At 51.1% G+C, this 26,068-nt stretch carries 22 protein-coding genes and 1 tRNA gene; 13 read left to right on the forward strand and 10 right to left on the reverse strand.

Features of this window, described 5'->3' with window-relative positions; translation table 11 throughout:
- Window positions 1–15 precede the first annotated feature (15 nt).
- A complete protein-coding gene (locus N7E60_RS02430) occupies window positions 16–624 on the reverse strand; it encodes a TetR/AcrR family transcriptional regulator (protein WP_269598029.1) in 609 nt (202 codons plus the stop codon).
- A gap of 347 nt (window positions 625–971) precedes the next feature.
- On the opposite strand from N7E60_RS02430, the gene hpt reads away from it, so the two are divergent.
- Window positions 972–1,502, forward strand: a complete 531-nt coding sequence (gene hpt / locus N7E60_RS02435) for a hypoxanthine phosphoribosyltransferase (RefSeq protein ID WP_069586425.1) — start codon at window positions 972–974, stop codon at window positions 1,500–1,502.
- Between the two features lie 98 nt (window positions 1,503–1,600).
- Here hpt and secF read toward each other — a convergent pair whose 3' ends face one another.
- The 4 genes from secF to can all read right to left on the reverse strand — a co-directional run bounded on the left by secF (window position 1,601) and on the right by can (window position 5,535).
- Complete coding sequence (gene secF, locus N7E60_RS02440) at window positions 1,601–2,497, reverse strand: protein translocase subunit SecF (RefSeq protein WP_269598030.1); 897 nt, start codon at window positions 2,495–2,497, stop codon at window positions 1,601–1,603.
- 11 nt (window positions 2,498–2,508) lie between these two features.
- Window positions 2,509–4,287, reverse strand: a complete 1,779-nt coding sequence (gene secD, locus N7E60_RS02445) for a protein translocase subunit SecD (RefSeq protein ID WP_269598032.1) — start codon at window positions 4,285–4,287, stop codon at window positions 2,509–2,511.
- Window positions 4,288–4,392: 105 nt separating this feature from the next.
- Window positions 4,393–4,803 (reverse strand): hypothetical protein, encoded by a 411-nt coding sequence (locus tag N7E60_RS02450; protein WP_269598034.1) that lies wholly within the window; start codon window positions 4,801–4,803, stop codon window positions 4,393–4,395.
- 57 nt (window positions 4,804–4,860) lie between these two features.
- Entirely contained in the window at window positions 4,861–5,535 is a 675-nt protein-coding gene (gene can / locus N7E60_RS02455) for a carbonate dehydratase (protein ID WP_069586429.1), read from the reverse strand.
- 213 nt (window positions 5,536–5,748) lie between these two features.
- Between can and N7E60_RS02460 the strand changes: the two genes are divergently transcribed.
- The 4 genes from N7E60_RS02460 to N7E60_RS02475 all read left to right on the forward strand — a co-directional run bounded on the left by N7E60_RS02460 (window position 5,749) and on the right by N7E60_RS02475 (window position 11,047).
- Window positions 5,749–7,404, forward strand: coding sequence for a SulP family inorganic anion transporter (locus tag N7E60_RS02460; RefSeq protein ID WP_069586430.1), 1,656 nt, complete (start codon window positions 5,749–5,751; stop codon window positions 7,402–7,404).
- Between the two features lie 284 nt (window positions 7,405–7,688).
- Window positions 7,689–9,341: a SulP family inorganic anion transporter gene (locus N7E60_RS02465; protein ID WP_269598035.1), complete on the forward strand. Its 1,653-nt coding sequence runs from the start codon at window positions 7,689–7,691 to the stop codon at window positions 9,339–9,341.
- A 15-nt stretch (window positions 9,342–9,356) separates the two neighbouring features.
- Entirely contained in the window at window positions 9,357–10,280 is a 924-nt protein-coding gene (locus N7E60_RS02470; protein ID WP_069586432.1) for an ABC transporter ATP-binding protein, read from the forward strand.
- Entirely contained in the window at window positions 10,277–11,047 is a 771-nt protein-coding gene (locus N7E60_RS02475) for an ABC transporter permease (RefSeq protein ID WP_069586433.1), read from the forward strand. Before N7E60_RS02470 ends, N7E60_RS02475 begins: the two co-directional genes overlap by 4 nt.
- 82 nt (window positions 11,048–11,129) lie before the next feature.
- Here the strand turns inward: N7E60_RS02475 and mrcB are convergent, their stop codons facing one another.
- Window positions 11,130–13,463, reverse strand: coding sequence for a penicillin-binding protein 1B (mrcB, locus tag N7E60_RS02480; protein ID WP_269598036.1), 2,334 nt, complete (start codon window positions 13,461–13,463; stop codon window positions 11,130–11,132).
- 8 nt (window positions 13,464–13,471) lie between these two features.
- A complete protein-coding gene (gene hrpB, locus N7E60_RS02485) occupies window positions 13,472–15,925 on the reverse strand; it encodes an ATP-dependent helicase HrpB (RefSeq protein ID WP_269598037.1) in 2,454 nt (817 codons plus the stop codon).
- Window positions 15,926–15,990: 65 nt separating this feature from the next.
- Here hrpB and thpR point away from each other — a divergent pair, with 65 nt between their 5' ends.
- The 8 genes from thpR (at window position 15,991) to panC (ending at window position 22,583) form a co-directional block, all read left to right on the forward strand.
- Window positions 15,991–16,548, forward strand: a complete 558-nt coding sequence (thpR, locus tag N7E60_RS02490; RefSeq protein ID WP_167313993.1) for an RNA 2',3'-cyclic phosphodiesterase — start codon at window positions 15,991–15,993, stop codon at window positions 16,546–16,548.
- Window positions 16,549–16,550: 2 nt separating this feature from the next.
- Window positions 16,551–17,273 (forward strand): DNA/RNA nuclease SfsA, encoded by a 723-nt coding sequence (gene sfsA, locus N7E60_RS02495; protein ID WP_269598038.1) that lies wholly within the window; start codon window positions 16,551–16,553, stop codon window positions 17,271–17,273.
- A gap of 124 nt (window positions 17,274–17,397) precedes the next feature.
- The gene (gene dksA / locus N7E60_RS02500; RefSeq protein ID WP_069586438.1) at window positions 17,398–17,847 is read left to right on the forward strand and encodes an RNA polymerase-binding protein DksA; all 450 of its coding nucleotides are present in this window, start codon (window positions 17,398–17,400) and stop codon (window positions 17,845–17,847) included.
- Window positions 17,848–18,013: 166 nt separating this feature from the next.
- Complete coding sequence (gene gluQRS / locus N7E60_RS02505; RefSeq protein WP_269598040.1) at window positions 18,014–18,898, forward strand: tRNA glutamyl-Q(34) synthetase GluQRS; 885 nt, start codon at window positions 18,014–18,016, stop codon at window positions 18,896–18,898.
- 103 nt (window positions 18,899–19,001) lie between these two features.
- Window positions 19,002–20,360, forward strand: a complete 1,359-nt coding sequence (gene pcnB, locus N7E60_RS02510; protein WP_069588471.1) for a polynucleotide adenylyltransferase PcnB — start codon at window positions 19,002–19,004, stop codon at window positions 20,358–20,360.
- A complete protein-coding gene (gene folK, locus N7E60_RS02515) occupies window positions 20,357–20,848 on the forward strand; it encodes a 2-amino-4-hydroxy-6-hydroxymethyldihydropteridine diphosphokinase (RefSeq protein ID WP_096630874.1) in 492 nt (163 codons plus the stop codon). Before pcnB ends, folK begins: the two co-directional genes overlap by 4 nt.
- Window positions 20,849–20,883: 35 nt before the next feature.
- On the forward strand, window positions 20,884–21,678 hold the full coding sequence (panB, locus tag N7E60_RS02520; protein ID WP_077455323.1) for a 3-methyl-2-oxobutanoate hydroxymethyltransferase: 795 nt from the start codon (window positions 20,884–20,886) through the stop codon (window positions 21,676–21,678).
- A gap of 11 nt (window positions 21,679–21,689) precedes the next feature.
- A complete protein-coding gene (gene panC, locus N7E60_RS02525; RefSeq protein ID WP_069588419.1) occupies window positions 21,690–22,583 on the forward strand; it encodes a pantoate--beta-alanine ligase in 894 nt (297 codons plus the stop codon).
- Here panC and N7E60_RS02530 read toward each other — a convergent pair.
- The 3 genes from N7E60_RS02530 to N7E60_RS02540 form a co-directional block, all read right to left on the reverse strand.
- Window positions 22,580–23,752 (reverse strand): HD-GYP domain-containing protein, encoded by a 1,173-nt coding sequence (locus N7E60_RS02530; protein WP_269598042.1) that lies wholly within the window; start codon window positions 23,750–23,752, stop codon window positions 22,580–22,582. The two genes, panC and N7E60_RS02530, sit on opposite strands and share 4 nt — an antisense overlap.
- A 40-nt stretch (window positions 23,753–23,792) precedes the next feature.
- Window positions 23,793–24,920 carry an ISAs1 family transposase gene (locus tag N7E60_RS02535; RefSeq protein ID WP_269598043.1) on the reverse strand — a complete coding sequence of 376 codons (1,128 nt, stop codon included), beginning with the start codon at window positions 24,918–24,920 and terminating at the stop codon, window positions 23,793–23,795.
- A 782-nt stretch (window positions 24,921–25,702) separates the two neighbouring features.
- Window positions 25,703–25,778, reverse strand: a tRNA-Phe gene (locus N7E60_RS02540).
- Window positions 25,779–26,068: the final 290 nt, after the last annotated feature.

A 26,068-nucleotide genomic window follows, 5' to 3' on the forward strand; every position in this document is an offset into this window, starting at 1 on the left:
TCATCAGCGCACAATTTAAGCGCCTTGCTGACACAGTACATCGATGTACTTTTGTGCCATTTCGCTTAATGCCGCTTTATCGGGTTGCTGGTGCGCTTGTAAAAACAACACATAGCAAACCCCTGCAAGCATGCTTGCCAACTCGCGAGGTTGGTGACGGTGAGTGAGTTCACCTTGCGCCATGCCTCGCTCAAACACGTGCACAAATTGCTCGACGGCATCGCGGCTGCCTTTTACAAAGCGTGGCCAAATGTCTTCGCGAATCGATGTACTCCATTCAAACCAGACTTTCATCCATGCTTTGTCTTCCAATGCGGTATCGATAATCTGCGAGGTAATGCAGTTAAGTGATGCACGCATCGATTGACTATCGCGGGTGCAATCATTGATTAACGCAATGAAATGCTTTTCTGTTTGGGCCAAAATTTCCTCGACCAGATCTTCACGGGTCGGGAAGTAATTGAAGACGGTTGCCACAGAGACATTCGCCATATCAGCAATATCAGCGTGACCGGCACGACCGATTCCCCGTTTTGCAAACACATCCAAACCACAAGTTAACAACTGCTCTTTGCGTCTCTCTGGTGACAGTCGCGTCCTTGTTCTTTCATTTGATTGAGCCATCCTAAAACCTGCCAACTTATATTTAGTTTGTACAAATTAATTATTGTTTGTGCTAATAATTTTCTTAATTAGCGAATTGAGTTTATACCAGCTCTCCGTGGCGTGACAACGGCTGGAAGGCCGATCTGGGCCGTAAATCGGTAATTTTGTCTGCAAAAAAAGTCATCTATTAATAAAAACACAGGCAGGGATTATTTTTTCTTATCAATCAGTGTGATAGTTAACTAGTGTAAGGGTACGCATCAAGGTCAATCGGTGGAATTGGGATCCGCAATCGATTTAGTGCTAGACTATGCCACCTTTGTTATTGACCCCCGCAAACGTGGGGACAAACCATCGGGGCAGATATGAAACACACCGTTGAAGTGATGATTTCAGAACAGGACGTACAGGCGCGAGTAAAAGCCCTGGGCGCCGAGATCAACGAGCATTATAAAGACTCAAAAGACCTAGTATTGGTTGGATTGCTACGAGGCTCGTTCGTCTTTATGGCTGACTTATGTCGTGCCATTGACTTGCCACACTCGGTCGATTTTATGACCGCATCAAGTTATGGCAATAGCATGGAAAGCACACGTGACGTGCGCATCCTCAAAGATTTAGATGATGATATCAAAGGAAAAGACATTCTTTTGGTCGAAGACATCATTGATACGGGTAATACGCTTAGCAAAGTGTGTGAAATTCTATCGCTACGTGAGCCCAATTCCGTGCGTATTTGTACCCTACTTGATAAACCAGAACGTCGTGAAGTGGATGTGAAAGTCGATTGGCTTGGCTTTACTATCCCAGACGAGTTTGTGGTTGGCGTAGGGATTGATTACGCGCAGAAATACCGCCACTTGCCATTTATCGGTAAAGTGGTGCCGCTCGATTAATCGTGACGGCATTCTCTGAGCGCTGAGCCTTTTTGGCTGTCAGGCTATGAACATAAAAAAACCGAGCAGACGCTCGGTTTTTTTATGTTCATAGCAAGTTAATAGGCACCTTCTCGCTCGGGAGCCGGCGCGCGCTGATAATGCGCGGGAGACAATCCCAGCATTTCTTGTAGACAAGATGCCACCGCGACCGATGACCAGGTGCCAGTGAGCACGCCTACAAAAAGTGTCAGCGCAAAGCCGTACAAGGCATCGCCACCTAATACCAACAAACATCCGATGGTAAATAGCGTCGTGCCGGCGGTGATCATGGTGCGCGAAAAAGTCTCACAGACCGCAATATTGGTGCTGACATATACACATTGATTCGGTTTGGCTCTGAGCACATCTCGCAGCCGATCGCCGATCACAATCGAGTCATTGAGCGAGTAACCGATAACGGCGAGAAGGCCAGCAATGACATTGAGATCCATCGGCACCGCAAGTATCGCCAATAGGCCTAAGGTGAGAGTCACATCGTGCACTAGCGCCCCTATCGCCGCTAGAGCAAGACGCCACTCAAAGCGAATTGCCAAATAAAGCATGATGGCCAACGAGGCAACCAGCAGTGCCAACCCCCCTTGCTCAAATAGCACCTGACCCACTTGAGGGCCGACGACGTTCGCTTGAACCAAGGTGACAGGCATGGCGATTGCGCTGCTGATGTGGGCGATGACCTGTTGCGGATCTTGCCATTGGGGCGCATGAGGTAAAATAAGCTGCCACTGGCCTTGAGTGGTACTTGGCGTGAGTGTCGCCAGTTCGCCGAACTGACTGTGCAGGGCGGCGAGCAGCGTATCACTGCCCGCTAGGCTGGGTAAGGCGAAATCAATCACGATGCCGCCGGTAAAATCGATGCCCAAGTTTAGGCCATAATAAGCGATCGCCCAGAGGCTGAGGACGGTGAGTAACCCCGATAGGGCGAAGCTGGTATAGCGGACTTGTGTCAGTTTCATAAACAGGCTCCTTAAATGGTCACGGCGCGGCGGCGGTCGCGTCCCCAAATCGGGTTGATGATGGCTCGCGTGCCGACAATGCCACTTATCATGCTGGCGCATAATCCCAGGATCAGTGTGGTGGCAAATCCTTGTAATGGGCCTGAGCCGACCGCATACAAACAGACCGCGGAAATTAAGGTGGTGATATTGGCGTCAAAGATGGTGCTAAAGGCTGCTCGATAACCCGTATCAATCGCATTGGCTAGGCTTGCGCCGGCACGTAAGCGATCGCGAATACGCTCAAAGATAAGTACATTGGTATCGACCGCCATCCCCACGGTTAACACTAAACCAGCGATGCCGGGTAGGGTCAGCACTGCGCCGGGCAGCAGCGCGAGTAGGCCGACTTGCATCATCAAGTTGGCAACCAGCGAGACAATCGCAACCCATCCGAAGCGGCGATACCAAAGCATCATAAAGATAGCCATACCTATCATGCCAACGGCCAGTGCAGAAAATCCGGCCTTGATATTATCGGCGCCCAAGGTCGGACCAATCGCGCGTTCTTCAACGATTTTAATCGGCGCGGTGAGGGCGCCAGCGCGCAGCAACATCGAGAGGTTACGGGCTTCTTCTGGGCTCGACAGGCCTGTGATCCGGAATCGATCGCTAAGCGCACTTTGAATTGTCGCAACGTTGATCACCCGTTCATTGGCAACCAGCTCACCTTGCTCATTGGCTTGATACTCACGGTACACAGTAGCCATGGGATCGCCCAAGTGACGTCGGGTAAAGGCCAACATGGTCTCACCACCGGGGCCATCCAAGCGAATATCAACCTGTGGACGACGCATTTCATCAACGCTAGTACGCGCATCAATAATGTGTTCCCCACCCAAAATGGCGTGACGTGCTAACGGCACCACATTGTGCTGTGCGTCATACAGGCGTTTCGGGCTTGTGGCATCGAGGGCATAGAATGCGAGTGAGGCTGTCGCGCCAATGACATTTTTGGCTTGTTTGGGATCATGCACCCCGGGCAGTTCGATACGGATATAGTCTTTACCCTGACGTTGCACACTCGCCTCAGCCACGCCTAAGGCGTCGATACGTTTGCGAAGAATATCGATATTCTGACGTACAGCTTGATGACACATCGCGTCTTGCTCGGTATCGGTCATCTGCCAGCCATTTGCGGCGCTATTGAATCGCCATTGCGGATAATGCTCGGTAAACCAAGCGCTGGCTTTGCTGCGATCGCTGGCACTGAGCATCGGCAATTGCACCGTGGTGTTATCTTTGGTGTTGACTGTGGCGTTAGCGGGTAAGTGCTGACTGTCTAACCAAAGGTTGAGTCCTTGCACTAACGCCTCGGCTTGATGGGCGAGTGCTTGGTCGGTATCAACCCAAAGTAACAACTGTACGCCGCCACGCAGATCGAGCCCTAGTTTTACCGGCTCGGCGCCGAGGCGCGACAGCCATGTGGGTGCTGCGGATAAATAATCGAGGGTGATTTCCGCGTCGGGCCCTAGAGTGCCTTTTAATTGCTGTTGTACGTTCTGTTGCTGGCTAATATCGGGCGTGATTAAGCTAACCGTCCCTTGCGAGTCATAACGCACTTCACTCACGGCATCTGGATGGGTTTTCAGCCAGTTTTGCAGTCCCTGATGCGAGTGATGCGACACGCTCACCACTGGGTGGTCGCCAAAAAAGCTTGGTAACGCCTGCACGGTCAGGACGATCAGCATCAGGACTAATGCGGCGTAGTGCCATAAAGAATAGCGATTAACGGGGGATAATTTATTCATTCGTTCTCCTTGGCTGTGCATCACGCACAGCAAAACCTAATACCGAGCGTCGGCTCGATATTGTGATTGGGGGAAAGGCGCAACGGCCTTTAGGAAAGCGAACGATTAACGCGAATGAATAAAGCGATATTGCAGGTTGTGTTCTCGCCAGCCGCCGAGACGGGGGAGCGAAAAGGTAAGATACTGGCGTGGCAGACACACCCCAAGTGCGCACAAAAAGGCAATCAGGTGCCAAGCCAGGCGAATGTGCGGGGGAGGAAGAATCGCGACTAAATGTGGCGGTTGGGTATCGTCGTCAGGCAATGCCGCAGGCAAGGCAACACTGGCTCTCGCGGTAGAAACGAGCGCCGGTGTTTGCTGAAGGGCATGGACTTGGCTGCTGGATCGAAACGGTGAAACCTGCGCTTGCGCTGCCACATTGACCAGTACCGCAAACAGCATCATGCCCGCCATCAGCCACATGGTGAGCGGAGAGCGGTGCGTTGTTGATGATGAAGCGTGCGCGATCGGAGTCATGGCGGTGTTGTACGACGATTAAGTCGCGATCACAAGTGTGACTGTGTCAGCACTGTGTCAATTCTCACAAGAAACCGGCGCGGCAGAGTCGGGCACTAAATGACTCATCGCCGCTTGGTAGTTCACTTCTAGCGACTCGCGGCTATCTGCGGTCATGCCTAAATCGCGCAAAATACCGTCGGTGGTGTTGTAGAACCAACCATGTACTTTCACGTCTTGGCCGCGCTCCCACGCTGCACGCAAAATGGTGGAATTACCCAGATGATACACTTGCTCAGCCACATTGATTTCGCACAGGCGATTACCGCGCTCTTGTGGCGGCAGGCAGCCGAGATAATGTTTGTGTTTGAGATACAAATCGCGAATGTGAAGCAACCAGTTATTGATCAAACCAAGCTCTGGGTTATCAATGGCCGCGTGGACACCACCACACCCATAATGACCACAGACAATAATGTGCTTGATTTGCAGAACATCGACGGCGTACTGCACCACAGATAAACAATTGAGATCGGTGTGAATCACTTGATTGGCGACATTGCGGTGAACAAACAACTCACCCGAATCTAATCCTGTAAGGCGCTCGGCGGGTACGCGGCTATCAGCACAGCCAATCCAGAGGTATTCAGGATGTTGTTCTTGGGCCAAGTTGGCAAAAAACTGGGGGTTACTGTCGCGAATATCTTGCGACCATGCTTTGTTGTTAGCAAATAAAGCTTTGATTTTGGCCATGGGCAACGTGTCTTTTGGCAAACATATCAATTGCCACTATACCTCACTGCTACGCCGTGAAATATACTGAGATCAATATTCACATGTTTTTACATTTATGACGCCCGAGGGATCACGCTGTTAACTGCGTGGGCCACTGCTCGGATAGGTTAATGCGAGAAAATTCGTATACTGTTCGCTCCATCATGATCTTAACCGCAGTAGAGGTAGTGCGTGTTTGATAAAGGACGATTTGCACAACTGTCATTAAAGGGCGATCTGTTCGGCGGCGTGACGACTGCCATTATTTCATTGCCTTTGGCGTTAGCCTTTGGTGTCGCCTCAGGCGCCGGTGCAGAAGCTGGACTCTGGGGAGCCATCTTAGTTGGGCTTTTTGCATCGCTTTTTGGTGGCTCGTCGACCCTGATCTCAGAGCCGACAGGCCCCATGACGGTGATCATGACGGCGGTATTAACTGCCATGATGGCACGCTACCCGGAAGGCGGCTTGGCAATGGGCTTTACCGTGGTGATGATGGCCGGCGCATTCCAAGTACTGATTGGCAGTTTGCGCTTAGGCAAGTACGTGACTTTAATGCCCTACAGTGTCGTTTCTGGGTTTATGTCGGGTATTGGCGTGATATTGATTCTGCTCCAACTTGCGCCGCTATTAGGGCAAGCTGCGCCATCGGGCGGTGTCCTCGGTACCTTAAAAGCCTTGCCAGATTTACTGGTCAATGCCGACATCAAAGAAGTCTTTCTCGGCGCGCTCACGCTAGGAATTTTGTTTTACTTTCCCGCCAAATACCGTCGTTTCATTCCCGCGCAACTCGTAGCGCTTGTCAGTATTACCTTGGTGTCGGTGGTACTCTTTGATTCGGACAGCATTCGTCGAATTGGTGAGATCCCAACCGGCCTGCCGTCGCTCGTGATCCCCCATATCACCCCCGAGCATTTTACCGCCATGGTCATAGATGCACTGGTGCTCGGGACGCTCGGCTGTATTGATACCCTGTTAACCGCCGTGATTGCGGACTCGCTGACCAGACAAGAGCATGACTCGGATCGTGAGCTGCGCGGACAAGGCATTGCCAATATGATCGCAGGGCTATTTGGCGCCTTGCCCGGCGCGGGGGCTACCATGGGCACTGTGGTCAATGTCCAAGTGGGGGCGCGTTCGCCGCTGTCGGGCATTTTGCGGGCGCTTATTCTGGCTGCGGTGGTGTTGGTGGCCGGCGCGCTGACTGCGCCCATCCCGATGGCAGTGTTGGCGGGCATCGCCTTGTATGTCGGCTTTAATATTTTAGATTGGAGCTTTTTGCATCGCGCCCACAAAATTAGTTTGCAGCAGACGGGGATCATGTATGGCGTGATGGCACTGACTGTGTTCGTTGACTTAATCGTGGCGGTGGGATTAGGGGTCTTTATCGCTAACTTACTGGTAATAGAACGACTCAGTCGCGAGCAAGCGAAACAAGTGCGCGCAATCAGTGATGCCGAGGATGACGAAGTACCGCTTAATGATGAGGAGCGTGCCCTTTTAGATGCCAGTAATGGACAAGTACTGTTCTTCTATTTATCCGGCCCCATGATTTTCAGCGTCTCTAAAGCCATTGCGCGTCAGCATGCGCATATCAATGAGTTCCGTGTGATGATTTTGGACTTAAGTGATGTGCCTATGCTGGATATGACCGTTGGGCTCGCGCTCGAAAACGCGATTAAAGATGCACGAGAAGCGAATTGTACGGTGTTTTTACTGTGCCCGCATGACGAAACGCGTGAGCAATTGCAGCGCTTACACATAGGTGATTGGGTTCGCGATGCGCACATTTTCACCACACGTAAGCCGGCGCTCGAAGCGGCTAACCGGTTAGTTGAAGTAATGCCATAACCTCATAGCGCGACGTGGCCTTGACGGTGATGTCGCGCTTTTCGCGATTTTTTAGCGATGCTAAGTTTTTGACAAACCTTATTTTACAACGCTTTTATTTTAAATTTGCCACATTTCTACGCATTTCGAATCATTTGCTTGAAACTTGACCACGTGTTTTCCTACCTGATTTGATCTTACACACATTCCTATATACTGGCGCCCGCGCACCGGGTGAGTCCCGTGCCAGTGAGTAAAGCCGTCATGGCCGTGAAACTGCATACGACTTGAAAGGATCAAAGGTTTTGAAATTCGAACGATTCAAAAACTGGACCCTCAAAGGGGACCTGTTTGGGGGCGTCACCACGGCGGTTATCTCTTTGCCCCTCTCGCTGGCGTTCGGGGTAGCGTCAGGGGCGGGAGCGGAAGCCGGAATGTGGGGCGCCATTTTAGTGGGCTTGTTTGCTGCTTTATTTGGTGGCTCTTCAACGCTTATCTCTGAGCCAACTGGGCCGATGACGGTGATTATGACCGCGGTGCTCACTACCATGGTGTCGCGCTATCCCGAGGGCGGCATGGCAATGGGCTTTACCGTAGTAATGATGGCCGGCCTGTTCCAAGTGATATTGGGGACACTCAAACTGGGCAAATACGTGACCTTAATGCCCTACAGCGTGATTTCCGGTTTTATGTCGGGGATTGGCGTTATCCTGATTATTCTCCAACTGCCACCCTTACTGGGCCAAGCCACGCCTGATGGCGGGGTGTTAGGCACGCTTAAAAGTCTTCCCGATCTGATTGCTCACACTCAGCAAAGCGAATTACTGTTGGGGCTGGTGACACTGGGTATTTTGTTCTCCTTTCCACAGCGTTACCGGCGCTATATGCCGGTGCAGCTGGTTGCGCTCGTTGTGGTCACCTTACTGTCGATTGCATGGTTTGATTTGGCGGCGATTCGCCGGATTGGCGAGATCCCAACCGGGCTGCCAACCTTGGTGTTGCCTCAATTTAACAGTGAAATGCTCACCACCATGATGGTCGATGCCTTGGTACTCGGGATCTTAGGCTGTATTGATACCTTATTGTCAGCGGTGATTGCCGATTCACTCACTCGCGAGGAACATGACTCGGACAAAGAGTTACGCGGCCAAGGGTTAGCGAATATGGTTGCTGGGTTATTCGGCGCGTTACCAGGGGCTGGCGGTACCATGGGGACGGTCGTCAATGTGCAGGTGGGGGGACGCTCTCCGTTGTCGGCCATTATCCGTGCACTCTTGCTCGCGGCGGTCATCTTAGTCGCTGGCTTTCTGACCGAGCCCATTCCGATGGCGGTATTGGCGGGTATCGCTATTTATGTCGGTTTTAATATTCTCGACCGCACCTTCATTCAGCGTGCGCATAAAGTCAGTTTGCATCAAACCGTTATCATGTATGGTGTGATGGTGCTGACCGTACTGGTGGACTTGATTGTCGCAGTCGGCGTCGGGGTGTTTATCGCCAATATTATCGCGATTGAACACCTGAGCCGGGAGCAAGAAAAGCAAGTGAAAGCGATCAGTGATGCTGATGAGGACGATGTACCGCTTAACGATATGGAGCGTGCCTTATTAGACAGCGCGAACGGAAAAGTGTTGTTTTTCTACCTCTCAGGCCCAATGATATTCAGTGTCTCAAAAGCGATTGCACGTCAACATAGCAAAATTGAGGAATTTGATGTCATGATCCTCGACCTTAGCGACGTGCCCATGATTGATATGACTGTCGGTCTAGCGCTGGAAAATGCCATCAAAGATGCGTTAGACGTGAATTGCCAAGTCTTTTTGCTCTGTCCCCACCAAAAAACGCGGGACCAATTAGAGCGCTTGCATGTAAAAAATTGGCTCACTGACGACCACACCTTTGATAGCCGTTATGACGCATTACGCGCCGCGCACAAAGTGACCGAAGTTATGGCTTAAACGTAACGGGAGCTTATGAAAGCAATCGAAATTAAGGACCTAGTGAAAACGTACGGGTCCAATGTCAAGGCGCTTAAAGGGGTATCGCTCTCCGTGGAGGAGGGCGATTTTTATGCGCTATTGGGGCCTAATGGGGCGGGAAAATCGACCACCATTGGCATATTGAGCTCACTGGTCAACAAGACTCAAGGTCAGGTGAGCATTTTTGGCTACGACTTAGACACGCAAAAGGTGGAAGCCAAAAAGCAAATTGGCCTTGTGCCGCAAGAGTTTAACTTTAACCAGTTTGAAAAAGTGCAGCAGATTGTGGTGAATCAAGCTGGATACTACGGTGTGCCGCGTGCTCAGGCCAAAGAGCGTGCGAAAAAATACCTCTCTCAGCTCGACTTGTGGGATAAACGCCATGAGCCGGCACGGAACTTATCGGGTGGGATGAAGCGTCGTTTGATGATTGCCCGCGCGTTAATGCACGAGCCTCGCTTATTGATCTTGGACGAGCCGACAGCTGGGGTGGATATCGAGCTGCGTCGCTCGATGTGGGATTTTCTCAGTGAGATAAACCGCCAAGGGATCACCATTATTTTGACCACCCACTATCTCGAAGAAGCAGAGATGCTGTGTCGAAATATCGGTATCATCAATCGGGGTGAGCTGGTGGAAGACACGTCCATGAAAGCACTGCTTGCCAAGTTGGACGCGGAAACCTTCATTCTTGATTTGCAGCCTGGACATAAGCTCAGCACCTTAGAGGGCGTGAATTGGCAAAAAACCGACACTAACACCCTTGAAGTGGAGGTGAATAAATCAGTCGGGCTGACGCCGGTATTTGAACAATTGTCGCAACAAGGTGTGCAAGTGCTGTCGATGCGAAATAAGGCGAATCGTCTTGAGGAGTTGTTTGTCACCTTGATTCAGCAAAACGGGGAGGGCCACGCATGAATGCCTTGTATTGGGTCGCTTTTCGTACCCTGATCCACAAAGAAGTGGTCCGCTTTACGCGTATTTGGGTTCAGACCTTGGTGCCACCAGCGATTACCATGAGCCTCTATTTTATTATTTTCGGTAACCTGATTGGCTCTCGAATTGGTGAGATGGAAGGCTTCACTTACATGGAGTACATCGTGCCCGGGCTTATCATGATGTCGGTGATCACCAACTCTTACTCGAATGTGGCATCGTCCTTCTTTAGTGCCAAATTTCAACATAATATTGAGGAGTTGTTGGTCGCGCCTATTCCAAACTACGTGATCATTGCCGGCTACATTGGTGGTGGCATGTGTCGCGGCTTGGCTGTGGGTGCCTTGGTGACCATGACGTCGCTCTTTTTTGTCGACTTGCAAATCGCGCACCCTCTGATTGTTATTACGACCGTGGTGCTGACGTCGGCGGTGTTTGCGCTGGGGGGATTAATCAATGCGATCTTCGCCAAAACCTTCGACGATATAAGCTTGATCCCAACCTTTGTCCTCACGCCATTGACCTATTTAGGCGGGGTCTTTTACTCGCTATCACTGTTACCAGAGTTTTGGCAGGGCGTGTCCAAACTGAACCCAATTGTGTATATGGTTAACGCCTTCCGTTACGGCTTTTTGGGTGTCTCGGATGTGGGGATTACCACCTCGTTTGGCGTCTTACTGCTGTTTATTGCGGGGCTGTATGCCTTGGCATGGGGATTAATTTCTCGAGGCACCGGATTGCGCAGCTAAGCGAGGGTTAATCATGGCTAAGATGAAGCTATCTAATTGATCGTTAAAAAAGCCCCAGCTATCCAAACTGGGGCTTTTTGGTTTAGTTAAACAAGCCTTTCAGCCATCCGACTGGGTCTGGTTTATCACACCGTTTCGCTAACTCACCACTCGGATCCCACATAGGGAGTTTTTGGTTACCGTAACAGTCCAGTTGATAGCGACTCGCGTTATGCTGCACTGTGACTGTAGTGACTTGAGCAGGCCACGCGACGCTGAGGTTGCTCGCACCGCGGCGCGTGAGGTAATCGTCATAGACACGCAACGCCCCTGATGCACCGGTCAGTCCCGTTGATTGGTTGTCATCGCGGCCCAACCAAATAGTGGTGACTTCCTTATCATCCATGCCAACAAACCAGCTATCACGGTTATCGTCGGTTGTACCTGTTTTACCGGCGAGTGCAAACTGGCCATGATGTTGCTGCAAGTAGCGGCCCGTTCCTTGTTGAACGACTTGTTTCATCGCATATAAGGTTAACCAACCGGCTTGCTCTGGTACGACACGCTCTGCTTTGGGCCAGTTGCGATAAAGACTATGGCCTTCTTTGGTGGTCACAGCCCGCAGTGCGGTGAGAGGCGCGCGCTGACCAGCACTGCCGAGGGTTTGATACATCTGAGTAACGTCAAACGGACTCATGCTAAATGTACCAAGCAGCACGGATGGCACGCGTGGAATGGCATCAGTATTCGCACCCAGCTTGCCGAAGGTGTCAATCACTTCACCTAAGCCCAGTTGCATGCCGAGATTCACCGTGGGCACGTTATACGACTTGGCCAGTGCCGTGAGCAAAGACACACTGCCTCGGTATTGGCGGTCATAGTTCCGCGGTTGCCAACTGCTGCCTTGACTGCCCTCAAGACGAATGGGGTTGTCGTCAATGTCGCTGGTAAGCTGAAAACGGGTCGGATGGCTTAATGCCGCGAGATACACCGCCGGTTTGGCCAATGATCCGATCGGGCGTTTTGCGTTCAGGGCGCGGTTAAATCCGGCGAAACCGGGCTTTGCGCCGCCGACCATGGCGCGAACTTCGCCACTGCGACGGTCGGCAATCACTGCTGCGGCTTCTAATTGGTTACCGGCCCGTCCTTTTAATGTTTTGACCTTAGTGGTCACCGCTCGTTCGATGGCCTGTTGAGAAACAGGATCGAGGGTGGTGAATATGCGCAGGCCAGCACCAGCAGCGTACTTGTCGCCGACCTTTTGACGAATTTCTTCTTTGAGCTGATCAAAGTAAGCCGGTTGGGGGCTTGCCAGCGAAGGCGTGCTTTGAATATCTAGCGGGCGGCTGGCGGCCGCATCATAGTCTGCGCTGGTGAGTAGGTTTTGCTCCATCATTAACCGTAAAACGAGATCGCGACGAGTTTTCGCGCGCTCGGGATGACGGAACGGGTTGTAATAAGACGGCCCCTTGACCATGCCAACCAACAACGCAAGTTGGTCAACGCGCAGCTCGTTGATGGGACGTCCAAAGTAGAGTCTGGCCCCCAATGGAAATCCATGCACAGGTTCACCGCGGTTTTGACCGAGATACACTTCATTGAGGTAAGCCTCGAGGATTTTGTCTTTGCTGTACCGAAAATCGAGCAACAGTGCCATGTAGGCCTCTTGGACTTTTCGCCACAAGGTGCGGTCACGGGTTAGGAACAGGTTTTTGGCGAGCTGTTGGGTGAGGGTTGAGCCACCTTGTACAGTGCGACCTGCACGAATATTGGCCACCAAGGCTCGCAATATCCCCGTTGGAGAGACCCCCTCGTGGTGGTAAAAGTCGCGGTCTTCGGTTGTGATCAGGGCTTCTACCAGAAATTCAGGAAAGCGCTCTCGGGGTAAAAATAAACGCTGTTCGTGGATCCCAGACTCCATCATCCCCAATAACTTGGGTTCGATACGCAACAGTCCTAGCGGTTGGTTGCTGCTTACCTCGGTGATTTTGGTCACTTGGTTGCCGTTAAAGCTTAGCATGGCGTGCCGAGCGGTGGCCGGACCGTCTTCAAAGTCGAACGGACGTCGGATGATTTCTAACCGTGTCTGCGACGCTGAGTATTCACCGGGGCGCTTGGGGGTACGCACTTTTTGGTAGTTGAGTGCATCTAGCTGCTGGCGCAACTGAACCAAGGAAAAATCGCTCCCCGGTGACAGGCTAATCACACGGCCATAGACAACCCCCGGGAGCTGCCAAATTTGACCATTAAACTTGTCTTGGATTTTGCCATCTAAGTAAATACCGAGGATAACGATAGCCGCTATACCGACCAAACTGCATTTAAAGCCGAAGGCAAGCAAGCGCTTGGTCCAGCTTGGCTTGGCGGTCGCTTTTTTAGTGCGACGGGTCGGCGCGGTGCGTTTCTTAGTGCTAGTGCGTGTTTTTTTATTAGCCATACAATCGGTTAACTCTGGTTAAAATGGCGTTTCGTTTTGCGTGTGGGCACATGATTGGCTGGGTCATCCGGCCAAAGGTGTTTAGGGTAGCGTCCCTTCATTTCTTTTTGCACCTCTTTATAGGCCCCTTGCCAAAAGCCCGCTAAGTCTTGGGTTATTTGTAACGGTCGTCCGGCAGGGGACAACAGCTCAAGCTGGACCGCTACCTTACCATTGGCAAGCGTCGGTGTTTGCGCTTGTCCGTACATCTCTTGCATCTTCACCGCCAAAACCGGTGCCTTGTTAGACTCGTAGCGTAATCGATAGCGAGAGCCTGTCGGCACCGTTAGGTGAGTGGGTAGGGCGGCGTTAAGCTGTTGCGTCGTCTCATACCCAAACCAAGCTTCGAGTACTGGTTTTAGATCTAACTGTTTAATTGCTTGCCAACGCGACAGGCCGTGCATAAACGGCGCAAGCCATGTATCAAGGGTGTTAAGCAAGTCCGCATCGCTTAAAGGCGGTAGCGCAATGTCGAGCCCCCACGCCTGTGCGCAGCGCGCCCGTGTGAGTAAGGACTGACTTTCTGGCTGCCAATTCAATGCCTGAAGGCCTTTTTGATGAACCGCATCAAGCAACCCTTGCACTTGCTGCTCCGCGGTGAGCGTATCAAGCGGTTGACGACTAAGCACCAGCTCTCCCAAACACTGCTGTTTTTCTGCGCGTAGCGTGCCACGCTGTTCATCCCACGCGATCACTTCTCGGTGTGTAAACAGATCGGGACGAGCCTCATTCAAGGACGTTAGGGATAACGCAATGGCGCAGTAGGCCCGGCTATCGCTGCGCTCGCTGGCCATCACATCACAGATCACCAGCGTGTCCGTATGGCTCAGGGGATCCTGCCTGTCGAGTGTGACGCCGTGACCATTTGCCATCACAAAGCGCCCCGATTGCCCACGTGATTGCGCAATGCGATCGGGCCAAACGAAAGCGGCCAATAACGGCAATGCCTGCTCATCGAGTGTGCGGGTCAAACGGATACCAAGTGCGTGAGCCAGCGACTTGGCCCGTGACTGGTGCTCTCGCGATGACATCGCGGCGCGCACCTGATCGATAAGCGATAATGTTCCGTTTCCTCTGACCGGTTTATCCACCCAAGCGGCTAACCAGCAAGCGGTCGATTGCACCGATGTGGCGGCCGTTTCCACGCGTGCGAGCATCGCTGCAGCGCGAGGTTGGGCGGCCAATTGGCTAGCCCGTTGCCCGAGCGCGGTGAATGTCTGTCGTGTATCCGTCAGGCCTAATTGTGTCAGCCTTTGGCAGGCAGCTTGCCAATGTTTCGCGGGGGGCGCGTCAAGCCAGTGTAAATCTTGGACGTCACAGCCCCATTGGATCACATTTAGGGCCAAGTCGGTTAAGTCTTCGCGCAGAATCGGTGCATCAGGGGCCGCAGGCAGACGCTGGAATTGCTCTTCACTATAAAGGCGTAAGCAATGTCCCTCGCTGAGTCGTCCGGCCCGTCCTGCGCGCTGTACTGCAGAGCTGCGCGCAATATGCCGAGTGACGAGCTTATCGATACCCGTCTGCGCGTGGTGGGTCACCAAACGTTCAAGACCCGTATCAATGACCAGCTGAACCCCATCAATCGTCAAACTGGTTTCTGCAATATTGGTGGTCAGTACCAATTTTCTCCTTCCCTTGGGTGCAGGTGCGATAGCCGCTTGCTGCGCTGAAAAGTCGAGGCTACCGTGAAGCAGGTGTAAATCCATGTCGTCGGGAAGCGTGTTTTGTAGCGCTTGATGGACGCGGCGTATTGCCTGCATCCCGGGTAAAAACATCAGTGCCGAGCCTGAGTGTTGTCGGATAAATTCGAGACTAGCGCGTGCCACCGCACTTTCCCACTGGTCACGGCGAGCGATTGGCTGATAGTGATAGTGAATTGGAAAGCTGCGCCCTTCGGTAGCGAGTACCAATGCGTCAGGCAGACATTGACATAAGGCGTGATTGTCTAAGGTCGCTGACATCACAATTAAACGTAAGTCTTCGCGCAGGCCCGCTTGGCTGTCGAGGCTTAGGGCCAGCGCTAGATCGGCGTGTAAACTGCGCTCGTGAAACTCATCGAACAGGATCAGGCTTACGTCTTCCAGCATGGGGTCTTGTTGCAGTAAGCGCGTCAGGACACCTTCGGTAACTACTTCTAAGCGGGTGTTGGCACTGACTTGTGTGTGGCCACGCATTCTCAGTCCCACGGTCTGTCCAACTGGTTCATTTAACTGTTGCGCTAAAAAAGCAGCGATGTTTCGCGCAGCTAAACGTCTTGGTTCAAGGAGTAGGATTTTGCCGGTTAACGCGGTGCGTTCGAGCAGGGCGAGTGGCAGGCGCGTTGACTTACCGGCGCCCGGTGGTGCCGATAGAATGATTTGTGGGTACTGGCGCAAGCCGTCAATTAACGGCGGAATCACGGCATCAATCGGAAGCTGAGACAAGCGTTTGCCCTTTGTGTCAGAATCAAAGCAGTTATTTTAACGAACCAGACGGAAAAGGAGACCCCATGCGAGTATTTTTCGCGCTGGGCTTGAATGAGAGCGTGAATCTTGCTGCCAGAAAGGCGCTGGCTGACTATAAAAATCAGCTATCGGGGGAAGGGCGCGCCGTGCCTGACGCCAACTTGCACCTCACGCTAGCGTTTTTAGGGGACGTGCCGGAGGCGGTGTTACCCGCGTTGTGTGAAGAGGCCAACGCTATTTGTCTCTCCTCATTTTCCCTGACATTATCACAATTAGCCGTCTGGTCAGGGCCAAACATCGCTTGTGCGACCGTCGCGACGCCGCCCGCTATGCTGTGCGAACTGGCCCATCGCTTAAGCCAGTTAGCAGCTTGGCCAGCACAGCGTGATAGTCATGCGTTTACTCCTCACATCACATTACGCCGAGGGGTTAAAACCGTTCAAGGTTTGGACGGACCGCCGCTACCGTCGCTAACATTTACTTGCCAACGCTTTGGTCTCTACGCTTCGCCTTCTCATCAAGCCACACATGGCCCGCGTGATAGTGAGGGGATAGCCTTATACCAATGCTTACATGCGTTTGATCTTACTAGCAGGAATTGAGCATGCAGTTTTCGCCACCACTCCAGTCGGCCACCTTAGTGCGCCGTTATAAACGCTTTTTAACCGATGTCACGCTGGTCAATGGCGATACCTTGACGATGCATTGTGCCAATACAGGCGCTATGACGGGTTGTGCAACTCCCGGTGATACCGTGTGGTATTCCACGTCGGACAATGCAAAGCGTAAATATCCGCATAGCTGGGAGCTCAATTACACTCAGCAAGGTCACTGGATCTGTGTCAATACGGCCCGCGCCAACACCTTAGTGGTCGAGGCGATTGAGGCGGGGCGTATTCCTGAACTAGCCGGCTATGCACAATTACAGACAGAAGTACGCTATGGCAGCGAAAACAGTCGCATAGACCTTCTATTACGTGACGATGACAAAACGGACTGCTATATAGAAGTAAAGAGTGTCACCTTATTAGAGGAGGATGGCTGGGGAGCCTTTCCAGATGCGGTGTCAACCCGAGGGCAAAAGCATCTGCGTGAACTGATTTCAATGGTCGAACAAGGCCATCGTGCCGTATTACTGTTTGCTGTTTTGCATTCAGGGATTGAAAAAGTCACCGGTGCCCCCCATATCGACGCGGACTATAATCAGTTATTAAATGACGCGGTGGCGGCGGGTGTGGAAGTAATTTGTTACCAAGCTGAGTTGTCGCCAAGTGAGCTAATACTGGTTAATTCCGTACCTTTTGTTGCGAATACAGCAAAAGTGTAGACATGTTCACACTGGGCGTAGCAGGGCGTAAATCAAAGATTGCCACCCTATAGGCTTTCTGATATAGATAGCGCCCTCATTTGACTGACACGGGTCATGTCAAGGTGTTTTTAGGAGAAGCTGAATGCCAGAAAGCAAAGAAAAGAAATCGCTGGGCATCCTGGCCATTGCCGGATTAGAGCCATACCAGGAGAAGCCTGGTGAGGAATATATGGGCGAGCCACAGCTCGAGCATTTCCGTAAAATCCTCAACGCGTGGCGTAATCAGCTCAGGGAAGAAGTCGATCGTACGGTTAACCATATGAAAGACGAAGCGGCAAACTTTCCCGATCCTGTTGACCGAGCGGCGCAGGAAGAGGAGTTCAGTTTGGAGCTGCGTAACCGCGATCGTGAGCGCAAGTTGATCAAAAAAATCGACAAAACCCTACAACGCATTGAAGACGATGACTTCGGTTTTTGTGACTCGTGCGGTGTGGAAATCGGTATTCGTCGCCTTGAAGCGCGTCCGACCGCCGAGCTATGTATCGACTGCAAAACGCTTGCTGAGCTTAAAGAAAAGCAAATGGCGGGCTAATTGCCCCGACAGCCAATGCAGTGAATTGGCAGTATACCCAATTGGATAAAAGGGAGCTTCGGCTCCCTTTTTGTGTCTTGGTATGCTTGTGTTCAGGCTATATCCCCGTACAATTTGCGCTATTCCTTGTTGCCACTAGGCTTATGCCCTTGATTGCCCGCTTATCATGACCTCGCACACGCACTATATTGGCCGCTTTGCGCCTTCACCGTCCGGCCCTTTGCATTTTGGTTCCTTGGTCGCTGCGCTAGGCTCCTACTTAGATGCACGCGCTCACGATGGACAATGGCTGGTGAGAATCGAAGATATTGATCCGCCGCGAGAGGTTGCAGGGGCGGCGAGTGATATTTTGCAAACACTCGAAGCCTATGGGCTGCATTGGGACGGTGCGGTGCGGTATCAAAGTGATCACTTGCTTGATTATCAAGCGCAGATTGATGCGTGGTTAGCCTCGGGCGAGGCGTACTATTGCACGTGCACACGTAAACAAATTAAAGCGGCAGGTGGCATCTATTTAGGGACATGCCGAGAGAAGCATCACGGGCCAGAGCAAGCGGCGGTACGTTTAAAAAGCCCGGCAGCAATCCTCGCCTTTGAGGACCGGCTTCACGGTACGCTAGACATGGATGCAGCACTTGCCCGTGAAGACTTTACTATCAAACGGCGTGATGGTCTGTATGCCTATAATCTCGCGGTGGTCTTGGATGACATTGACCAAGGCATTACGGATGTGGTGCGCGGCGCGGATTTAATTATGCCCACAGGGCGTCACATTGCCTTATATCAAAAGCTGGGTAAGGTGGCGCCACGCTATCTACACTTGCCCTTGGCAGTCAATGCCGATGGGAACAAATTATCTAAGCAGAATCATGCTCCCGCGATTAATCGCGCCGACCCAATGCCAGCGTTGCTAGCCGCATTAGCGTTTTTGGGAATGCCATTTTCTCCGGATTGGCGCTCGGCGAAACCGGGAGAATTATTGGCAGAAGCAGTAAAAAGATGGTCAATAGCCACCCTGCCACGGGAAACAGAGGTAAAGACAGCATTCTAAAATTTCCCACCCTGATATATTATATGCCGCTGTTTCATGGCCCGAACTGTAAATGACGAGGTGAGCTATCTTTAATCGAGTGACCAGCTTTTGCCGTAAGGTTCTGAATCGTGATAATAAATCACGAGCAATAGAGGATCTTAAGTTGGAAGTTATCCCCCGCAAAGCACATGGCATTTCGCGAAAAGGTATCAGCGAAAATGCGCTGAAAGTGCTCTATCGCCTGCATAAAGCGGGCTATGAGGCGTACCTCGTCGGTGGCGGTGTGCGTGATTTACTCTTGGGGCGTGACCCCAAAGACTTTGATATCGCCACCAATGCCACGCCAGATGAAGTGCGTAAGTTATTCCGAAACTGCCGCCTTGTCGGACGGCGATTTCGTCTTGCCCATATTCTGTTCGGCCGTGATGTGATTGAAGTGGCGACCTTCCGAGGTCATCACACTGATCCGAAGAAAAGTAAGCACACGGCGCGTTCAGAAGACGGCATGCTGCTAAGAGACAATGTCTATGGCAGCATTGATGAAGATGCACAACGTCGCGATTTCACCGTTAACGCGTTGTATTACAACATCGCTGATTTTTCGATTCGAGATTACGCCGGTGGTGTGGACGACCTGAACAACCGCATTATTCGTTTGATTGGTGATCCTGAAACGCGCTATCGCGAAGATCCGGTGCGGATGTTGCGTGCGGTACGTTTTGCCGTCAAACTCGACATGACCATCAATCCGGCCACGGCCGCACCGATTGAAACCTTGGCCCCGTTGCTACAAGAAATCCCGTCGGCGCGCATGTTTGAAGAAAGTCTGAAACTGCTGCAAGCAGGTCAAGGCTTGGCAACCTATAAAATGTTGCGAGAGTATCATCTCTTCGAACAGCTTTTCCCTGCGGTTGCGGCGCACTTTACCGAAGAGCACACCAGTCAAACCGAACAAATGCTTGAGCAGGTCTTAAGCTCCACGGATAAACGGATCGCCAACAGTCAACGGATTAATCCGGCCTTTTTGTTTGCGGCCATGCTTTGGTATCCCGTGGTAACACGTGCTGAGGAGATGACGTTCGAAAGTGGCTTGAGTTATTACGATGCCTTTATGGTGGCCGCTAACGACATCCTGGACGAGCAAGTGAAAACGGTGGCAATTCCACGCCGTTTCACGGCAATGGTACGAGAAATCTGGCAACTGCAAATGCGCATGACGCGTCGCACAGGGGCTCGCGCCTTCAAATTGCTCGACGAATCCAAATTCCGTGCGGCGTTTGATTTGTTAGAAATGCGTGGTGCGGTTGAAGGTGGAGATACCGAGGTGCTAGGTGCATGGTGGCGTGATTTCCAACGTGCCGACCAAGGTGGCCGACAGAAAATGGTCCGCGCCATTAATAAAGTGAGTAATACACGTAAACCTCGCCGTCGTAAGCAAGCGCCACGACGACGTAAACCACAATCGAATTCATCTTCATGAATCGTGTGTATATCGCCATTGGTAGTAACTTGGGGAACCCGATAGAAAAGGCGAACCAAGCGATTGCTGCCTTAAAGCAATTGCCGCAAAGTCAGTTTGTTGCGGTATCTCCGCTTTACACGAGTAAACCTATGGGGCCAGCTGATCAGCCGGATTATATTAACGCAGTGATTGCGCTGGACACCCACCTTGACCCTTTGACACTATTGGATGCAACGCAAGCGATTGAGCTTGATTATGGCAGGGAACGCAAAGCAGAACGCTGGGGGCCAAGAACCTTGGACCTCGACATTTTGCTCTATGGCAATCGCGTCATCGATCATCCGCGACTGACGGTGCCACACTACGGCATGAAAGTGCGCGAGTTCGTGCTTTATCCACTTGCCGACATTGCCCCCGACTTGTGCTTGCCCGACGGCAGCACCCTCGCCGCGAGCCTGACGCGCGTCGATCGTAATGGTTTAACCCGTATTAGCGATCACGCTTAATCGGTGGGCCCCAGTTTCAGGCTTTGGGAGACATAATGAAAAAAATCACAATCACTGATCTGATGACATGGAAGCAGCAGGGCCAAAAGTTTGCATCACTGACGGCTTATGATGCGAGTTTTGCCCAATTGTTCGAGCAACAGGAAGTGCCTGTTTTACTTGTGGGCGATTCGCTTGGAATGGTTCTGCAAGGAAAGAGCGATACCTTATCGGTGTCGGTTGAAGAATTGGCTTATCACACCCGTTGCGTGCGTGCGGGTAGCCCAAATAGCTTGCTGATGGCAGATATGCCATTTATGAGCTGTGCCACACCGGAGCAAGCCTGTGCCAATGCTGCTGAGCTGATCAAAGCTGGCGCCAATATGGTAAAGATTGAAGGCGGATCATGGCTGGTGGACGCAGTAAAAATGCTGACCGAGCGTGCCGTACCTGTTTGTGCGCACTTGGGTCTCACCCCGCAATCGGTCAATATTTTCGGTGGCTTTAAAGTACAAGGCCGTGAGGAAGATAAAGCCGAGCAGATGGTGGCTGATGCGGTCGCGCTAGAAAAAGCCGGCGCGCAGATCATCTTGCTGGAATGCGTTCCCGCCTCACTGGCTAAGCGTATTACTGACACTGTGTCGGTACCCGTGATTGGAATCGGTGCGGGCGGTGACACCGATGGTCAAATTTTGGTCATGCATGATATGCTCGGTGTCTCTGCCAATTACATGCCTAAATTCTCAAAAAATTATTTGGCTGAAACTGGCGACGCGCGTGAAGCGGTGGCCAAGTACGTCAAAGAAGTAGCAAGCGGTGAGTTTCCGGGTCCCGCACATACGTTTAAATAGAGAGGCCGAGTATGCAGGTGATTTCTGAGGTTGCGCCGCTGCGCGATCAGATTAGCCAATGGCGAAAAGCCGATAAACGCATTGCGTTTGTACCCACAATGGGCAATTTACACCAAGGGCATTTAACGCTGGTGCGTAAGGCGCGTGAGCTTGGTGAAGTGGTGGCGGTGAGCATCTTTGTGAACCCGATGCAGTTTGACCGTGCAGACGATCTGGCCAATTATCCACGCACTTTGGAAGACGATTTAGCCCAATTGCGTGAAGAGGGCGTCGATCTCGTCTTCACCCCGAGTGCTGAGGTGCTTTATCCTCAAGGGCTTGAGACACACACCACTGTGGACGTCCCAGGGCTCTCCACTATGCTGGAAGGCGCATCGCGCCCCGGACATTTTCGTGGGGTGGCGACCGTCGTCACTAAGCTCTTTAACTTAGTACAGCCCAGTGTGGCGTGCTTTGGCGAGAAAGACTTCCAGCAACTTGCTGTGATCCGCAAAATGGTCACAGATATGGCGATGCCGATTGAGATTGTCGGTGTGCCAACCGTGCGTGAGAGTGATGGCTTGGCGATGAGCTCTCGCAACAACAACCTGACTGTCGACGAGCGTCAACGCGCGCCCGTACTCGCGAAAACGATGCGTTGGATGAGCGCACAGATGCGTAATGGCCGTCGTGATCTGGACGATCTGATTGAAGATGCGCACGATCAACTCCGTGCCGCTGGCTTGCAACCGGATGAGTTTTATATCCGTGATGCGTCAACCCTTGGCCAAGTCACTGAAGAGAGTCGTCAAGCTGTTATCTTAGTGGCGGCTTACTTGGGACAGACTCGCTTAATTGACAATCTGGTGGTTGAGTTACAGCGTGCCGCGGACAAGGCTGAAAAAGCCGAGTCAGCCAGTCACTAGCCATCACCATCCATAAAGTAGGAAATCCGTGTTCTTGGTTTCAAATAATCTTTAATTTCCTGCGGTAATTTAGAGATAGGCACGGCGGTGTCTATCTCTAGATCGCTCTCTCGCATATCAATAATGGTCGCTTGATCCGCGGGAATTTCTGGGTCGTAAAGCATGACGTTGGGTTTCAGCAGAGCACTACTATTGACCGATACGATCATTCCCGTCTCACCACTTGAAAGCCTCACCACGGTGCCGGGTGGATACACGCCCATCATTTTGACAAACAGTGCCAGCAACCGCGGGTTAAATTTCTCTTTGTTGTCTTTAAAAAGATGAGATAGGGCGGCAAATGGCATGCGTGCCGGCGCACCAAATTGAGGGCGGCATAACCGATCGTAAAAGTTCATCATGCTGACGATTTGCGCCATCTCGTCGATATTATCCCCTTGAAGGCCGTCAGGAAAACCACTGCCATCGGCGTACTCATGGTGCTGGGCAAGGATCTTCTCCACGCTCGGCGTACACTCATCCATCTCGGTAATCAGCTCCGAGCCGTAAGCGACATGCAAGCGATAGTAATTCATCTCAGGTTCAGTCAGGCGCTCTTTTTTACGAATAATCGCCGACGGGACTTTTTTGGTCCCAATATCATGAAGAACGGCGCCGGTTAAAAGAGCGCGGATTTTATCATTGTCGTAACCATGGCTTCTGGCCAGCATCAGGGCCAATACCGCCACATTCAACGAATGCGCATACATATCTTCCGCAAGCGAAGGGTCGTCCATTAAATGCAAGGTGACATTCGCTTCGCTACCGACAACCATGAGGCTATCCACCAGCATGCGCACATCCTCATTGGCGGCTTGGGGGCGCTGTGACACCTTCATATTGATAGCGCGAAGCTGTGCCATAGAACGTTGATAGTGTTGCTGTACTTTCTGAATACGGGCGCGAAAACGGCGCTGCTCTTCTATCCGTTTCTGCTTTTCTTGCTCCATGGCTTCTTTTTCACGGTGCACGGCGTTGGGATCCACCTCGTCAGGATTTTCCGTTTTCTCGGCAAGTGCAGGGAGAGGCGTCGAAATGCTTTTATCTGGGTAGTAATACACGAAACTAATCTGGAGCGAGCGAATCACCTTGGCTTGTGCATCGCTCTCAATTTGAAAACGATTCAGCATAAAAGGGTGATCACGCACGGAAAACGCATGAACATCCGCGTCACGAAAGGCTTCCCAGCACGGTCGCCAGGTACTCTTGGTCCATCGCGCACATCATTCGCTTGCGTTGAATACCGGCTTTGAAACTCTTCTCTTGCTTTAATAAATTCAGAACCATTTGCCTTATTCGTGCAAAAACTTCCGCTCGGTCATCGACTCTTATTCGGCAAGCATCTTCTTTTAATCCAACATCAAGTTGCCAGTGCATTGATTCAATTAACCAGTGTGAGCGCGTGGCATCATGAAGCTCTTTCGCTGTCAGTGCTTTTGAGCTTATATAATAGCGCACTGAAATATCTGACTCTTCGGCGTGCTTTCCCTCTTGTCGAACACTCACCATGATGCCCATCGTTTTTAATTCAGGCCAATCGTAAGCCAAATCACCTAATACACTTAAATCCGTATTAATCAGTGCACATCGTGTTTCTAAACGTCCATGCGATTTCTCTTGTGATGCGTAGCTATCACCATCAAAGTTTTGAAGCATTGAAGGACGGTAATAATTATCAAACGCTTTGTCTAACTTGCCTTGGTTTCCTTTAACAGCAAGCAAATAGTCGGCATTTTTATTAATGATTTTTTGTGCGATTTTTCGCTGACAACCCATGGCATCTATAGTAATTAAACACCCAGAAATGTCGAGCAATTCCAGCAGCTTAGGTATTTCAGTGATCTCATTGGTTTTACTATTTACTTTTGACTGTCCGAGGCATACACCATTTGCGGTTGCGAACGCATTAACCATATGAATCGCAGCTTGGTCTGTTGCTCGGTTATATGAACCCCTCAGTGTTTTTCCATCAATGGCAACCACTTCACCATCCGTTAATTCATGACACGATTTCATCCATTCTATGAAGGCTTTTTGTAATGCTTTTGTACTGATGGTTCCCATCACTCTTGCAATCGTATCTGCCGAGGGTGATGTTTTACCTGAGAAGCCAAAGCGTAATAAAAAATCACGCTGCTTACGTCCATAATCACTCATACCTTTCCAGGTATCATGACCAGACAACACCGCACAAATCGTTATCAAAATAATATCTGATAACGTATGTTCAACTTTACCTTCTTGACGAATGTCTCTAATGGAAACGAAATGCATAAATGGACTTTTATCTTCTGTCATTTTTAATCTCCTAAACGTTAGGAGACCATTAAATCGCACTGAAAATGATCAACAAATTGATCCTTTATTTTCACTCATTTTAATTAATAAACATGGTTCAACGCACGATTTTCATCCTTAATTGACAATTAAGTCATTAAATCGCTAGCCCAGGCATGCCGCGGATCTTCATGCGTTTTCCCTGGGTGATCACGCCACTTCAGTGGGAGTTTTATATATAAACCGGCTTGTAGCCGTTCGGTCGAAAGCTTAATGCTACCTGCTGCCATGCTCACTCTGGGAGATTTGCGCCTGTTTGGTCCGTGAATGAATGTGGTGTTACGCCATACTACCAGTACAGTATGTGGTTTAATGCGGGGTGCCACACAGACTATTGATATCTCTGATATCCCCACTCAATCATGTTGCCACTGATGTATTACAAAGATAGCCGACTTTAATTGATTCGGCGGGCGTTTTTCCCTAGCTAGATAGGAAAACCAACATGAAGCGTGATGGACAGATGATAAACGTGAGTGTGGAGATAACGAGATAAAAAACAGATAAAAAAATCCCCACTCGTGAGAGCAGGGATTCTCATAAACATGGTGCCCGGAGGCGGAATCGATTGCGGCCTGCAAGGCCACCGACACGGTGTCGGCATAAAAAAAAACCACTCGTGAGAGCAAGGATTCTCATAAACATGGTGCCCGGAGGCGGAATCTATCGCGGCCTGCAAGGCCACCGACACGGTGTCGGCATAAAAAAATCCCCACTCGTGAGAGCAGGGATTTTCATAAACATGGTGCCCGGAGGCGGAATCGAACCACCGACACGGGGATTTTCAATCCCCTGCTCTACCGACTGAGCTATCCGGGCTAAGGAGCGCTATTAAATAGTATTAACTGCATAATGTCAAAGTAAATTTCAGCTTAAACGCCTAACAAACAATATTCATTACTGATTACACCCTGTTTTGTACGAAGTGTGAGCATTCTCGCTAATTTTAAATCCGGCATGCATTTCTTTATACGCCTTTCTTTCGTCGACCCATCCAGTGTTTAAGTGACTGTATTTTTTGTCTTTGCTGTCCAGCTTTCTTGTTTTGAATGAACATCTTCCTGAACATCCTCTTTTTTTGCTGTGGCTAAAAAATCATCACTTGGTAG

The sequence above is a fragment of the Salinivibrio proteolyticus genome (assembly GCF_027286365.1).
Taxonomy (GTDB): Bacteria; Pseudomonadota; Gammaproteobacteria; order Enterobacterales; family Vibrionaceae; genus Salinivibrio; species Salinivibrio proteolyticus.

Coding starts and splice junctions, on each gene's coding strand:
- mrcB (WP_269598036.1), bottom strand. CDS start 13,463: ATGGCTAATAAAAAAACACGCACTAGCACTAAGAAACGCACCGCGCCG.
- N7E60_RS02450 (WP_269598034.1), bottom strand. CDS start 4,803: ATGACTCCGATCGCGCACGCTTCATCATCAACAACGCACCGCTCTCCG.
- gluQRS (WP_269598040.1), top strand. CDS start 18,014: ATGACCTCGCACACGCACTATATTGGCCGCTTTGCGCCTTCACCGTCC.
- N7E60_RS02535 (WP_269598043.1), bottom strand. CDS start 24,920: ATGACAGAAGATAAAAGTCCATTTATGCATTTCGTTTCCATTAGAGAC.
- secF (WP_269598030.1), bottom strand. CDS start 2,497: ATGAAACTGACACAAGTCCGCTATACCAGCTTCGCCCTATCGGGGTTA.
- N7E60_RS02470 (WP_069586432.1), top strand. CDS start 9,357: ATGAAAGCAATCGAAATTAAGGACCTAGTGAAAACGTACGGGTCCAAT.
- N7E60_RS02530 (WP_269598042.1), bottom strand. CDS start 23,752: ATGCTGAATCGTTTTCAAATTGAGAGCGATGCACAAGCCAAGGTGATT.
- N7E60_RS02475 (WP_069586433.1), top strand. CDS start 10,277: ATGAATGCCTTGTATTGGGTCGCTTTTCGTACCCTGATCCACAAAGAA.
- panB (WP_077455323.1), top strand. CDS start 20,884: ATGAAAAAAATCACAATCACTGATCTGATGACATGGAAGCAGCAGGGC.
- dksA (WP_069586438.1), top strand. CDS start 17,398: ATGCCAGAAAGCAAAGAAAAGAAATCGCTGGGCATCCTGGCCATTGCC.
- hpt (WP_069586425.1), top strand. CDS start 972: ATGAAACACACCGTTGAAGTGATGATTTCAGAACAGGACGTACAGGCG.
- thpR (WP_167313993.1), top strand. CDS start 15,991: ATGCGAGTATTTTTCGCGCTGGGCTTGAATGAGAGCGTGAATCTTGCT.
- sfsA (WP_269598038.1), top strand. CDS start 16,551: ATGCAGTTTTCGCCACCACTCCAGTCGGCCACCTTAGTGCGCCGTTAT.
- panC (WP_069588419.1), top strand. CDS start 21,690: ATGCAGGTGATTTCTGAGGTTGCGCCGCTGCGCGATCAGATTAGCCAA.
- secD (WP_269598032.1), bottom strand. CDS start 4,287: ATGAATAAATTATCCCCCGTTAATCGCTATTCTTTATGGCACTACGCC.
- can (WP_069586429.1), bottom strand. CDS start 5,535: ATGGCCAAAATCAAAGCTTTATTTGCTAACAACAAAGCATGGTCGCAA.
- folK (WP_096630874.1), top strand. CDS start 20,357: ATGAATCGTGTGTATATCGCCATTGGTAGTAACTTGGGGAACCCGATA.
- N7E60_RS02430 (WP_269598029.1), bottom strand. CDS start 624: ATGGCTCAATCAAATGAAAGAACAAGGACGCGACTGTCACCAGAGAGA.